Below are 12,801 nucleotides of genomic sequence, written 5' to 3' on the forward strand. Positions count from 1 at the left end.
ATTAAATGAACCGTTTAATGGCCTGGTTACCTATAATAGCAGTCATCACTTCTTCGGCATAGGTTTTACCAATGGGCAATTGTATTTTATTGATATGAACCGCATCCGTGTCTACTGCGGTTACTTTTTGCCGGTTCACTAAATGCGAACGGCTGATGCGGATAAAAATACCGGGAGGCAATTGCTGCTCCAGGTTTTTCATGCTTACCAGGGCAATTTTCTTTTCTCCGTTTTGTAAAAAGATAGTTACAAAATCACCCAGCGATTCTGCATACAACACGTCGGCATAACTAATTCTTAAAAAAGTATTTTTATCTTTTATAAAAAAAGATTCCGCATCTTTTTGCTGAAAAGCCTCTGCAGCAGTTGTATTGGCTTTAATGGATGCCAGCACCCTTACTTTATCAATGGCACGCAATAATCTTTCGGGCTGCACCGGTTTTACCAAATAATCCACGGCATCCAGTTCGTAGGCATCTGCGGCATAAATGGGATGAGAAGTGATAAAAATAGTAAGGGGTAATTGCCTGATACTTTTTGCCAGTTGTATACCCGTAAGGCCGGGCATTTCCACATCCAGCACCAGCAGGTCGGGTTGAAAATTTTGTAACTGCTCTCTTGTAGCAATGGCATTTTCGCAAACACAAAGGCATTCCAGCCCCGGAATATTATGCAGCTGCTGCAGGGTGTACTCCCTGTACAGTTCGTCATCATCTGCAAGTATATAAGTAAGGGGATAAGGCATATTCAGGTATAAAAATAGCCCTTTTTAAATTGTGCAGTACCCTTTGTCTACTTAAAATGACAATTGACCTACTGAAAAGTACAGTTCAACTACTTTGGCCAAAACGGGTTTGCTGTACCATTACCTTCGTATCGGTTTTTCATAGGATATTGGATTTTAAACGGGGCAGGATTTTCATCCAGCCCCCATTTGTTTAAGAGTCTCTAACAAAACCCTATATATTTTACGTTGATCGGGCAGTGCGCTTTAATATCCATTAACCACAGCCTTATCTATGGTCCCACGGCATTTTTGCTGTGGGATTTTTTTGTATTATAAAAAGCCGTCTCCAAACAAGCTGGAGACGGCTCTGACTATTTCATATGGCAAATTATTCATGCATACAAAGCACAGGCAAATGCGTGTGATGCAGCAATTCTTTGGTCTGGCTTCTGCCAAATACTTTTTCTACCAGGTTGTGTTTTTTGGGTATCATCACCATCCAGTCGATTTTTTCTTTATCGGCAAACCAGTTAATACCATTGGTAATATCACCGGAAATAATAGTCTGGTAAGCCGGTTTCAGATCATATAATAATTCACTTACGTGCTGGCTTTCCTTTAGCTTTTCATCAGAGGTCAAGGTATTATTATACTCAATATTCAGCACATATAATTCAGCATTAAAATCACGTACCAATTTTTTTAAGGGTTGCACAGGTGTGGTTTCAAGCACTTTTTTATAATCGCAGGCAAAACCAATTTTACGCACCGGTATAAAAGTAGCTTTTGGTGGTATCACCAATACCGGGTAAGTAAGCTGGCGGATAGCTCGTATGGTATTACTACCTACTACCAGCCTGGTAAGTGCATTTTTTCCAGACAGTCCCATTACCACAAACTCCGGTTTTATTTCGTCGCATAATGCTATAAGGCCTTCTGTTAAAGTTGCATTTTCTGCCTTAATATTGATAGTGATAGTGCGCCTTAAAGCAGCCTGTACCTTATCTTTAAAAGCATTCAGCTCGTGTTCGGCAGCTTCCTGCATTTCGGTAATACTTACATAGGAGTAGCCATATTCTGTAACCGGGATCACCATTTCGTAACTATGATAAAGCCATAATTCGGCACCATAAAACTCGGCCAGGTTGCCGGCAAAGATGGCGGCATTAGTGGCAACATCAGAAAAATCGACCGGAGCTATTATCTTTTTCATTGTCGTAAATTTTATACTTCAAATCTATAGAGCCCTCCATTTTTTAACTATGACCAAAATCAGGTATCACCATGATTTGTGCAGATCGGGTAACCGCACACCTGCAATACCTGTAACCTTCGTCCAAAGTTTACGCCTTACCCGGCTGCCTGTTACAAGTTTACGTACTGGTGGGTATTGCATTAATGATTTTAAAACAGCAATTTTACAGTATAAATATGTTAACCCGTACCTGATACCAACATTCAAATTACACCAGCATGAAAAAATTACTTTTATCCAGCCTGCTTATTGCAGTTACCGCTTTAGTATTTGCACAAACCACCACCGGCAAGATTACCGGCCTTAAAGATGCCTGGGGAGAAGACATCACTTATATCGGCGAAATAAAAAACAAACAACCCAATGGCACCGGTATTGCCATTTACAGTAATGGAAATGCATTGCGCTATGCCGGCAATTTTGTAAACGGAGTGTATAGCGGTAAGGGTACCATTGTGTTTAAAGAGGGCGCCTTTTTAACCGGTGAATGGAAAAACGGAAAACTAAATGGCAAGGGCGCCAATCTCAGCAAAACCGGTAATATTTATTCGGGCAATTTTAGTGATGGCAAAAAAGAAGGCAAGGGCGTATTAATTTATAAAGATAATGCCCTGCTACAAGGCGAATGGAAAGCCGATAAGTTTAATGGCCGCTGTATTTTTATACCCGGTAATGCAGGCACTGTTAATGATAATATTTATGCAGAAGATAAAAAGAATGGACTGGGCTATCAATATGAATTGGATAGTAAAAAATTATTCCAGGGTAAATGGAAAGATGGTACCTGGGAAACAGCCACCACCGGAAACTATAAAAGCTTTTTAACAAGTGATGATTTTTATGCTGAAAAAACAGCTAAACAGATTTTAATTGGTGCATTAAATAAAGCCAGCAAAAGTTTATATGATACCGGTTTTGTGTATGACTATGGTACCAAAAAAAGATATTTTGGATTTTATAAAGAAGGCATATTTCAAAACGGTATTATTATGCAGGATGATTCCAGCCGCTTTATTGGTTCGTTAACAAAGCAAGGCGTTAACGGCTATGCCTATTATTACAGGACCGGTGATTTTTATGACGAAGGCAATTACCTGAATGATTTTTTAAACGGCCCCGGCTGCCTGAGTATAAACCTGAAAACTAAATCTATTTATTATGGCGAAACGGCTGATAAAGGATTGTTTACAGGCAAGGCCTGGTTTGCCAATGGCAAGAATGAGTTGTACGTTGGGGATTATCTTAAAGGAAGATTTACCGGCAAAGGCTACAGGATAAATTCAGCCGGTTATTGTGTAAGAGGCACCTGGAATGATGGCTACCCGGTTACAGTAACGGGCATAACTGATGATAAAGGTGTATCCATTTCCGTTATGCCTAAAACATTGGCCGATGCCATTGCATTGGTAGCCAGGCAATCTGCAACAGACCTTGATGTGTTAATGGGCCAGGAAATTGATAATTTTTCAGAAGACACTACAGAAGCTCTTAAAAATAAAAGTATCATCAGTTTCCCGGCGGCACTTAAGCAGGATTATATTATTGATGATGAAGATTTTTACCTGAGTTATGTGGCGCCTTACCTGATCACCAGGGATTTTGCCAAAGCCAAAGCAAAATACAATGAGCTTTGCAAGCAACTGGCGGCCATAAAAATAACTTTAAACAGTACCGATGGAGCGTTTACTTTAACCGGTACGCCAACAGAACCTGATGCAGATAATACCACCAATGCCTGTGTTTTTTTATTTCCTGCAAAAAAAGAAATTTCAAAAGGCTATGCGGCATCTGTTGTGATGGTAAAAGATGACTCGGGCAATTATACTGTTGAAATTGTTTTAGGTGATGAGAATGCAAAAGTAGTAAGCGGGGATGATTTTTAACGGCAGTTAAGGCGTTTGTACCATACCTGCAGATCCGTTTGCGCCGGGTAAAAGATTAAATATAAAACGGGGCGTTAATCCTGCTTCGGGGCGGTGCGACACATAGAGAATAGCTGTATTGCTTTCTGCTGCAATTTTATTGATGAGCGAGGTGAATAACATGATATTGTGATCATCAAGTCCTGATGCCGGCTCATCTAATATCAGCAAAGGCGGATGTTTTATCATGGCCCTTGCCACCAGCACCATGCGTTGTTTACCCAATGATAAAAAACAAAAAGGTTTATTACGGTCGTCGTACAAACCAATAAGCTGCAGCCATGCCTGTGCCGTTTTAATTTGTGTTTCGTTGGGCACCACATACAACCCGATAGAATCAAAAAATCCCGATAGCACCATTTTCTCCACCGAATCCAGGCGGGGAAAAAACTGCGCCATGGTGGCATTTAAATAACCAATGTTTTGTTTAATATCCCAAACCGTTTCGCCACTGCCTTTTTTAATACCAAACAGCACCATGTTTTGTCCATAGCCTTTTGGATTATCGCCGGTGATCAGACTAAGTATAGTGCTTTTGCCACTGCCATTGGGCCCGGCCAGTTGCCAGAACTCACCGGCATTGATCGTCCAGCTGATTGCATCCAGAATTTTTCTTTCCTCATAATTTACAGATACATTATGCAATTGCACCAGCGGGCCTGCAGGTAAGGTGTAGGTATGTAATGCAGGAGGAATGCTTCCGTAAAAATGGTGGTGCTCCGTTGCAGCGTTACCATTTAAATATGCTGCAATAGTTTCTTCTTTTATGATAGTATTATTTTTTACTGCTAACACTTTTTCAATAAAAGGCAGTATGTCTTTTTTACGATTTACAACCTGTATTATTAAAGTAGTGGCTGCAATTATTTTTAATGATGTCACAATATTTTCCTGTGCAGCCATATCTAAATTGTCCAGTACATTATCCATTACAATAAAGCCCGGCTTTTTACTGATGATATATTGCAGCAATGCTTTTTTCTGTTCGCCGCTGCTCATACTTTTAAGGCTGTTGTTGGTAGCAGTGGTAATTTCAAAATGATCGTGCCGTAATTCTTCTTCAATAATTTTATTGATGGCAATATGAGAATACAATGCGCCTGCAGCCCTTGGCAGATCAATGTAATGTTGTAACAAATTTCCATTCACCAGGTTTTCAATCACAAGGTCATAATCACAATCGCTTGCAATATCAATGGCACAATGTTGTACTGTATTCATAAAAATGTATCAGCTGTTTTGAGGCAGCAAATTTACACCGGCGCAGTTAAACAAAACCCATTAAATCAGAATACCCTATCTTCGCCATTCTCCACACAGCAATACGGCAGGTTGTAAGCCGGTGGTACAAACAAATTTCCTTCGCTGATCTCAGAAAATACAACGTCCTTTCAGCCATACATCATAAACCATTATTAATGGATTTTAACAGTCTCGGGTTAATTGAACCCATCCTTAAAGCTTTAGACCAGCAAGGCTATAGCAAACCCACCCCTATTCAGCAGCAGGCAATACCCATTGTATTAAAGCAGCAGGATCTTTTAGGTTGTGCACAAACCGGTACCGGTAAAACGGCCGCATTTGCCATTCCTATTTTACAATTGCTATACCAGCAAAAACAAAATATACCTGGTATAAAAGTATTGATATTAACACCAACAAGAGAGCTGGCTATCCAGATAGGTGAAAGCTTTGCTGCTTACGGGCAAAATACCAATATTACACATACTGTAATTTTTGGTGGCGTATCACAACTGCATCAAACCAATGCCCTAAAAAAAGGCGTGGATGTTTTAATTGCCACACCGGGCAGGTTACTGGATCTGATGAGCCAGGGCTTTATCAACCTGCGCCACCTACAGATTTTTGTTTTGGATGAAGCTGACCGTATGTTAGATATGGGTTTTATTCACGACGTAAAAAAAGTAATTGTACGTTTACCGGAAAGAAGGCAAACCTTATTTTTCTCTGCTACCATGCCGCCCGAAATACAAAAGCTGGCGAGTGTATTGTTAACCAATCCTGCAAAAGTAGAAGTAACCCCGGTATCCTCTACCGTGGATGCCATTGAACAGGGATTGTTTTATGTAGGCAAACAAGATAAAAATAAACTACTCATTCATTTATTAAAAGACCCTGCATTAGTGAGTGCTTTGGTTTTTACCCGTACCAAACATGGTGCTGATAAAGTAGTAAAAGTATTACACCACGAAAATATTACCGCTGCAGCTATACATGGCAACAAATCACAGAATGCAAGACAGAATGCGTTGAGCAATTTTAAAAACGGCAACCTGCGTGTGCTGGTAGCAACTGATATTGCAGCAAGAGGCATTGATATAGACGACCTTACCCACGTAATTAATTTTGAATTGCCCGAAGTACCTGAAACTTATGTACATCGTATAGGCCGTACAGGTAGAGCCGGTAATACCGGTATTGCATTATCTTTTTGCGATGCGGATGAAAAAACAGAATTGAGGGATATCCAGAAACTGATCGGTAAAACTATCCCGCAGTTTACAGAGCACCCTTACCCGTTATCTCCCACGGCACAACCATCTGCACCGGCAGCTAAACCACACCAACGTCCTAATTTTAAAAGCCGTGGCGGCGGTGGCAATAACCGCAATGCTTCGCAGGATAGAAATGGCAGAAGAAGTTTTAGTTCGGGAAGAGGGTAAAGAAAATAAAACGATAACAAAATGACCAATAAGAAAAGCTACACCTAGTGTAGCTTTTTTGTTCAGGTATATTTACAGAGATATGTGAGAATTATTTTTTGCTTAACCTATTTAAGATTATTTTTAAAGAGCAAATTAAATCAGCTGCGGTTGTAAATAAATGAAAAAACTGGTATTACCCTTTCTACTCATTTTCGCATTTGCCCAAAATACAAAAGCAGATACCATTGATTTCTGGCATATATACTACAACCAAACAAAGATCAGAGCATGCAACCAGTTCGGCACTTATCAAATTGTTTTAAAGCTGAACAGTATAAAAAGTGGCGATTCGATAACGGTAAGGTATTTCAGGGACACCCCCTGCTCCGACTGCCCCAGTCTATTGACGGTTGAAGATGAAAAACATCGTGTATTTGCAAGCAGTAAAGGGATGGGCACTTTTAATCCCGTTTCATTTTCATTAGACGCCTTGGTGGAATTAAAAAAGCAAGGTTATAATGAACCCTTTGAAGTATTTTATACCGACGGAGTTGTAAAAGGCAGGTCCGACAAAAAACTCATTTTCCGGATTGTGATTGAATTAAAATAGCATTAAAATCACCAGGCCTATTTTAAATCCCGGCTAAAATCCTTATTATTGATATCGCAGTTCCATTTCCCTTAACCAATGCGCAGATATCAAAAAGCTGACCTTCTCCTTAATGTGTTGCTCCCGATTATAGCGGGAGTTTTAATGTATATACTACCCGGTTTAAAAAAATTTCCTGCATATATCGGTAATCATTTACCCGATGGCTTATGGGCTTATGCATTTTTATCCTGCATCCTTATTATCTGGAACAGGCAGATACATATGCCATGGCTTATCGTGGTATTTATATCATTTGTAGTTTTCGAAACACTACAGTCACTTGACATCATCAGTGGCACCGGGGATATTAAAGATATTATTACCTATTGCATATTTTCAACTGCCGCATTATCAACCAACAGCTTTTTTTATAAAACCTTAAACTATACACATGAAACCAGTTATTAAAAATGTACTTTCTGTTGTAACAATAGCCGCATTCTTTTTGATGGCCATTGCAAGCTCTCATACCAAACACATGACCTTTAGTAAAGAAGCCGGTCAAATACCTCCCGACTTTGGTACTACCAGCGATACCCTGCTGGTAATAAGCCACAGCAGCGACTGGGGGTATAATAAATACTTAAAAAATAATTTTAAAGACAATTATTTTGGCGCCTATAAGATCATTAAAAACAGTGAGCTTGCTGCTTATCCTGTAAGCAGCTACAGGTTTGTTTTCGATCATGATCTAAACTATTCCACCAAAACAACTGTTAATACAACAACCGGGGCATCCCATAATTCTACTTATGCATCATCTGATGTATTTTATGTTATGGACAGAACAACTGATAAAAAATATGTTACCAAAAGCTCGGCTTATTATTCAAAATTAATGAGGGCTTATATTAAGGCATTGGAAGAAGTAAGAAAAAAATAAACGAAAAGATATGGCTTTAAATAAAGAGTGCCCGGATAAACCAGGCACTCTTTTATTGGAGTTGAAGTTGAAAACGATTTACTCTTCTGTTCTTCCGCTGGCTGCATCAATTACTTTTCCAAAGAAAATTGCATTCATCATCAGCCGGGTACCACCTAACCAAAATGCCCTGAAGTTGGGATTGTTATCAATATTAATTATTCTTCCGCTGCCAACCGTATTTACAATTACTGCAGCTGCATTTTTTATAGCATCGCCGTTCTCTTTACTGATCCACCCACTCTGCAAAGGATTTTCTTTATAATAAAATGGTGTGGCAAAGGGGTTTTTACTTTTTTCCATGTATACCCGGTTGGCTTTAAAAAAACTTATGGTTTTTTCATTGTAACCAAATGCCAGCGGATGTGTAAGATCAACATCCGCACCAAAGATGGCACCGCTCATTTGTTGTGCGCCGTCAATTTCTTCTTCTTCGCCGTAAGCAATTCTTTTAGCACTGTCCACCGGGCTCTTCAGTTTTTTTAATATTACTGCGTTAATACCATTCTGCGATGCCCATTGTACCGCTTCTTCCAGTAAAATTAAATTTCCCCCTGTACTTACCCAGCTCTTTAATTTTTCTTTATTCAATTCGGGATAAGTCCCTCCTACCAGTATCAGCGTATTGTATCGTGTAAGATCGGCACGGTTAAACATAGCAGGTTCCAGGTGTGTGGCCGGTATATTCATGCGCTGATCCAATAAATGCCATACTTCACCTGCATCTGTAGCGTTAACACCGGCGCCTGTTATCATAGCAACAGAGGGTTTTGTAAGCGCAACCACTTTCCTGCTACCCATATCAATACCGCTTATGGCATTACCGGTTTGCAATGCATAAAAAGGCACCGCATATTTTGAGGCAATATCACTTAGCAGCAAAAATAATTTATCGGCATCCAGCGGTTGATTATTCTGCGCAATTAAAATGGTACCGGCATTAAAATTTTTACTGCCTGCACCAACAACAATTTCAAATTTTTCTGTAGCTACTTTGCTGATGATATTGTTTTGTTGCAATTCGTACAAAGCTGCAGGCGCCAACAGTTCGCTCCATTCCATCAGGTACCCATAATTACTTTTACCGCCGTTTACTGTTGCAACCAGGTCTGCTGGTGCTGTAATTTTTTGCCCCAGTAAATTGGTATTGAATTGTGTGCCGTTCAATTCGCTGTAAGGCAAACCAAAAGCCAGTGGCATTGTCCATGCCGTGATGTCGTAAAAAATACTGTCTTTATAATTCAATGTTTTTTCAAAAATGGTACGCAGCACTTTACACTGTGTTTGCTGCATGGGCACTACAAATGCATCATCTGTTTTAAATGTTCTTCCATTGGTAATGAAATCATTTTTTAGTTTATATACGGCCACCTGCTGGCGCAACAACATTTTTACAAATAAGGCTGTTTTATTTTTATCATTGCCATCACCAAAAACATAAGCCTGTACCGGCGCTGTTGCAGCTTCCTTTAATGAAGTGATATAAAAATTTCTCTGCCACTCTAAAAATTCTTTACGTAAATTATTAGCGCCTTCCAAAGTTGAGAGTGCTGTTGTGAATTGATTTTTTATAGTGGCCGGAAATCTCAGCATACCATTCACTGTTTCCTGCGCATGCCCACGGCTGCTGGCCTGTTCAAATAAAATACCAATGGCACCATTGATATCAGGATAGGTAGAACCTTTGCCATAATAAAAATCGTCATAATTTTCTTTGGTAAAATATAAACTGCCAATTTTATCCAATGCCCTTGCATGAAACTTTGCCAGCTTGTTGGTAAGCTCCTGGTTTTTTTCCGGCGTTAACGGGTTTACCCTTGCAGGCACACCCGGTTGAAAAAAGAAAGTAGCATTACTCCCCTGCTCATGATGATCAGTTAAAATATTGGGTTTCCATTTATGAAACCATTGCAGGCGATTTTGGCTTTCCACATGCACTGCCGGCAACCAGTCTCTGTTTAAATCAAACCAGTAATGATTAAATCTTCCACCGGGCCACACTTCATTAAACTCCCTGCTGTTAGGGTCGGTAACTAAATTTTTACTTTTATGCTGGTTGGCCCAGGTAGAAAAACGTTGCAATCCATCGGGGTTAAAAGAAGGATCAAAAAGTATTACTAAATTATCCAGCATCTCATCAATTTGTTTGCCTTGTGCTGCGGCAAGATAATAAGCACTCAGCAATGCTGCATTAGCACCGCTTGGTTCATTACCATGAATGGAATGCCCGATCCATACCACGATGGGCATGTTATCAATATTTACCGACGCCGATTTAGTCGGATCGCTTAATAACAAATGTTGTTGTCTTATTTCTTCTAATCGTTGCTGATTTTTAGGCGATGTAATAATTAACAATACCTGCGGCCTTTGTTCGTAGGTAAAACCCATTGTTTCCAGTTTAACCCTGTCGGGTGCAGCAGCAGCAATTGCTTTCATGTAATTCACCAGCCTGTCGTGTGTTACATGCCACTCACCTACTTCATGAAAAATAATATCTCTTGGTTTGGGTATGGCCGGATTGTAAGTAACATCGTTGGGTAAATAGTAACTCAGGTCCTGTGCAATGGTTTGTACTGTTATAAAAAAAAGTATAGCAGCTAAAAACAACTTTCTCATAAGTAGTTTAGTTAAAGATTGAAAATAGGTTGTTTGAGGGAAAATACAAAAGCAATTTTGGAATAGGCATTTAAACAGCATCAGTTGGCATTAGCAGAGTTTATCCCTAAACTGCTCGGACACTCCCGTACAGTATAATTTTATAGAGCTTTTATTGAAGCGATGATGAAAAATTCTCTTATAAATTATATTTCTTATAGCCAGTATTAATAATTATTTTAGATATAAATAAAAATCTAATCCCAAAGTTGCAATTAAATGATACGACTTAAAATTATAAGATATGAAATGAAAAAATTATTTGCTATTATATTTTTTTTACCCCGATTACGATTTATTCTCAATCTAAATTGTATTATGATACTTCAAAATTGGTAAATGGAAGTGGAGTGGCATTTTTACAAAGTAATAATGATACCAACTTTGGTTATGCGACTTATAAGAATAATCATTTAGGTGGTACATATTATCTTATAGATACATCAAGAGAATATGCATTGTTAGGGCAGCTTTGTTACCGGCCTTCCTGTATGAATTATCGACCCGGAGTAAAAGTGAAATATATAATCGATACTGATACTATTTCTAATATATTTGATTTCACTTTGTTTACAGAATTATTTAAATATTACGAAGCCAAAATCTTATCTACAGAACCTGCTTTAGTTCCTGAAATCGTATCGGGAGTGCACCCGGAATTAAATATTGGATTAGGTGAACCTGAAGTTGTTCCTACTGGAATGTGGCAACGCTTAGACTTAAAAAGGAAATATGTATTTGCTCAATTTAATTTCGACGATTGCGGCAATATTTTATCAACTAAATATTTCAATCCCAATGGCTCTATATTGAATAATCTCCAATACGAGGCAAGACCTAAAAAGAAAAAATATTGGCCCTAATCTCTATATTTTCTTATCATCGCCAATTTAATATCTAGATGCATCCGAATTTCCTGTTTCTGTCAATCAAACAAATCACTACTTAAATACCTGTCCCCTCTATCACAAACAATAAAAACAATTACACCTTCTTTTAATTCTTTTGCCAGTTCAATGGCGGCATGTGCCGCACCGCCGCTGCTCATGCCACTAAAGATCGCTTCTTCTCGGGCCAGTTTTTTCGCCATTATACGGGCATCTTTTTCAGCAATTTCTATTACACGATCTACACGGCTTTTATTAAATATTGTGGGTAAATATGCCTCGGGCCATTTGCGTATACCGGGAATTTTAGAGCCATCTGTTGGCTGACAGCCTATAATTTTTATATCAGAATTTTGTTCTTTTAAATATTGAGAGGTGCCCATGATAGTTCCTGTAGTGCCCATTGCAGAAACAAAATGAGTGATCTTTTCTTGAGTATCTCTCCATATTTCCGGGCCGGTGGTTTTATAATGCATACCGGGATTATCCATATTACCAAATTGATTGAGGTTATGATAACCGCCTTTTGCCAATTGTGCATTGGCATAATCAATAGCCCCTTCCATCGATCTTTCTTTTGGCGTAAGAATTACCCTTGCACCAAATGCTTCCATGGTTAAAACTCTTTCCCGTGTAGCATCTTCGGGCATCACCAGCTCAATGGGCACGTTAAACAAACTGGCTATCATGGCCAATGCAATACCAGTATTGCCACTGGTGGCTTCAATTAAAGTAATGCCTTCTTTTATTTCGCCACGGTCAATAGCTCCTTTTATCATGCCATAAGCGGCCCGGTCTTTCACACTGCCACCGGGGTTATTGCCTTCCAGCTTACCGTAAATTTTTACAGCGGGATTCGGGTTGAGCTTTTTTAATTCTACCAACGGAGTATTGCCTACTAAATCTAAAATGCCTGCCATAATTTTTGTTTGATCAGTAAAATAACCTGCTATGCAAAAGAAACCATAATCAGTCTACAAAATTGACAGGCTTTTGACAAAACTGCTTACTAAAAACGAAATTTTATTTATTTGGCCTGCAGAAAACGGCGATGTTGCAGAAATGCGGTGTTAATTTAAGTTATAAAGTCTATTACTTTGGTAGGGTATTTG

At 39.1% G+C, this 12,801-nt stretch carries 11 protein-coding genes; 6 read left to right on the top strand and 5 right to left on the bottom strand.

Going from position 1 to position 12,801, the window contains the following annotated elements; genetic code table 11:
* Nucleotide 1: 1 nt before the first annotated feature.
* On the bottom strand, nucleotides 2–745 hold the full coding sequence (locus ACYVM0_RS20200) for a LytR/AlgR family response regulator transcription factor (protein WP_460560062.1): 744 nt from the start codon (nucleotides 743–745) through the stop codon (nucleotides 2–4).
* A 370-nt stretch (nucleotides 746–1,115) separates the two neighbouring features.
* On the bottom strand, nucleotides 1,116–1,940 hold the full coding sequence (locus ACYVM0_RS20205) for a universal stress protein (RefSeq protein ID WP_460560064.1): 825 nt from the start codon (nucleotides 1,938–1,940) through the stop codon (nucleotides 1,116–1,118).
* A 260-nt stretch (nucleotides 1,941–2,200) separates the two neighbouring features.
* On the opposite strand from ACYVM0_RS20205, the gene ACYVM0_RS20210 reads away from it, so the two are divergent.
* Nucleotides 2,201–3,865: an MORN repeat-containing protein gene (locus ACYVM0_RS20210; RefSeq protein WP_460560066.1), complete on the top strand. Its 1,665-nt coding sequence runs from the start codon at nucleotides 2,201–2,203 to the stop codon at nucleotides 3,863–3,865.
* Nucleotides 3,866–3,871: 6 nt separating this feature from the next.
* On the opposite strand, the gene ACYVM0_RS20215 is transcribed toward ACYVM0_RS20210, so the two are convergent.
* Nucleotides 3,872–5,125 carry an ATP-binding cassette domain-containing protein gene (locus ACYVM0_RS20215; RefSeq protein ID WP_460560068.1) on the bottom strand — a complete coding sequence of 418 codons (1,254 nt, stop codon included), beginning with the start codon at nucleotides 5,123–5,125 and terminating at the stop codon, nucleotides 3,872–3,874.
* A 197-nt stretch (nucleotides 5,126–5,322) separates the two neighbouring features.
* Here ACYVM0_RS20215 and ACYVM0_RS20220 point away from each other — a divergent pair, with 197 nt between their 5' ends.
* From ACYVM0_RS20220 to ACYVM0_RS20235, 4 genes are all read left to right on the top strand, one after another.
* Nucleotides 5,323–6,588, top strand: a complete 1,266-nt coding sequence (locus ACYVM0_RS20220) for a DEAD/DEAH box helicase (protein WP_460560070.1) — start codon at nucleotides 5,323–5,325, stop codon at nucleotides 6,586–6,588.
* A 160-nt stretch (nucleotides 6,589–6,748) separates the two neighbouring features.
* A complete protein-coding gene (locus tag ACYVM0_RS20225) occupies nucleotides 6,749–7,180 on the top strand; it encodes a hypothetical protein (protein WP_460560072.1) in 432 nt (143 codons plus the stop codon).
* A gap of 78 nt (nucleotides 7,181–7,258) precedes the next feature.
* A complete protein-coding gene (locus ACYVM0_RS20230; protein ID WP_460560074.1) occupies nucleotides 7,259–7,630 on the top strand; it encodes a hypothetical protein in 372 nt (123 codons plus the stop codon).
* Nucleotides 7,614–8,105 carry a hypothetical protein gene (locus ACYVM0_RS20235; protein ID WP_460560075.1) on the top strand — a complete coding sequence of 164 codons (492 nt, stop codon included), beginning with the start codon at nucleotides 7,614–7,616 and terminating at the stop codon, nucleotides 8,103–8,105. Before ACYVM0_RS20230 ends, ACYVM0_RS20235 begins: the two co-directional genes overlap by 17 nt.
* A 78-nt stretch (nucleotides 8,106–8,183) precedes the next feature.
* Here ACYVM0_RS20235 and ACYVM0_RS20240 read toward each other — a convergent pair whose 3' ends face one another.
* The gene (locus ACYVM0_RS20240) at nucleotides 8,184–10,763 is read right to left on the bottom strand and encodes a M14 family metallopeptidase (protein ID WP_460560077.1); all 2,580 of its coding nucleotides are present in this window, start codon (nucleotides 10,761–10,763) and stop codon (nucleotides 8,184–8,186) included.
* Nucleotides 10,764–11,152: 389 nt separating this feature from the next.
* Between ACYVM0_RS20240 and ACYVM0_RS20245 the strand changes: the two genes are divergently transcribed.
* Nucleotides 11,153–11,665 carry a hypothetical protein gene (locus tag ACYVM0_RS20245; protein ID WP_460560079.1) on the top strand — a complete coding sequence of 171 codons (513 nt, stop codon included), beginning with the start codon at nucleotides 11,153–11,155 and terminating at the stop codon, nucleotides 11,663–11,665.
* A gap of 62 nt (nucleotides 11,666–11,727) precedes the next feature.
* On the opposite strand, the gene cysM is transcribed toward ACYVM0_RS20245, so the two are convergent.
* Nucleotides 11,728–12,609 carry a cysteine synthase CysM gene (cysM, locus tag ACYVM0_RS20250; protein ID WP_460560081.1) on the bottom strand — a complete coding sequence of 294 codons (882 nt, stop codon included), beginning with the start codon at nucleotides 12,607–12,609 and terminating at the stop codon, nucleotides 11,728–11,730.
* Between the last annotated feature and the right edge of the window lie 192 nt (nucleotides 12,610–12,801).

This window comes from Ferruginibacter profundus, from assembly GCF_054783275.1.

Excerpts from the sequence above, each read along its gene's own strand:
- ACYVM0_RS20200 (WP_460560062.1), bottom strand. The coding sequence starts at position 745 with ATGCCTTATCCCCTTACTTATATACTTGCAGATGATGACGAACTGTAC.
- ACYVM0_RS20205 (WP_460560064.1), bottom strand. The coding sequence starts at position 1,940 with ATGAAAAAGATAATAGCTCCGGTCGATTTTTCTGATGTTGCCACTAAT.
- ACYVM0_RS20210 (WP_460560066.1), top strand. The coding sequence starts at position 2,201 with ATGAAAAAATTACTTTTATCCAGCCTGCTTATTGCAGTTACCGCTTTA.
- ACYVM0_RS20215 (WP_460560068.1), bottom strand. The coding sequence starts at position 5,125 with ATGAATACAGTACAACATTGTGCCATTGATATTGCAAGCGATTGTGAT.
- ACYVM0_RS20220 (WP_460560070.1), top strand. The coding sequence starts at position 5,323 with ATGGATTTTAACAGTCTCGGGTTAATTGAACCCATCCTTAAAGCTTTA.
- ACYVM0_RS20225 (WP_460560072.1), top strand. The coding sequence starts at position 6,749 with ATGAAAAAACTGGTATTACCCTTTCTACTCATTTTCGCATTTGCCCAA.
- ACYVM0_RS20230 (WP_460560074.1), top strand. The coding sequence starts at position 7,259 with ATGCGCAGATATCAAAAAGCTGACCTTCTCCTTAATGTGTTGCTCCCG.
- ACYVM0_RS20235 (WP_460560075.1), top strand. The coding sequence starts at position 7,614 with ATGAAACCAGTTATTAAAAATGTACTTTCTGTTGTAACAATAGCCGCA.
- ACYVM0_RS20240 (WP_460560077.1), bottom strand. The coding sequence starts at position 10,763 with ATGAGAAAGTTGTTTTTAGCTGCTATACTTTTTTTTATAACAGTACAA.
- cysM (WP_460560081.1), bottom strand. The coding sequence starts at position 12,609 with ATGGCAGGCATTTTAGATTTAGTAGGCAATACTCCGTTGGTAGAATTA.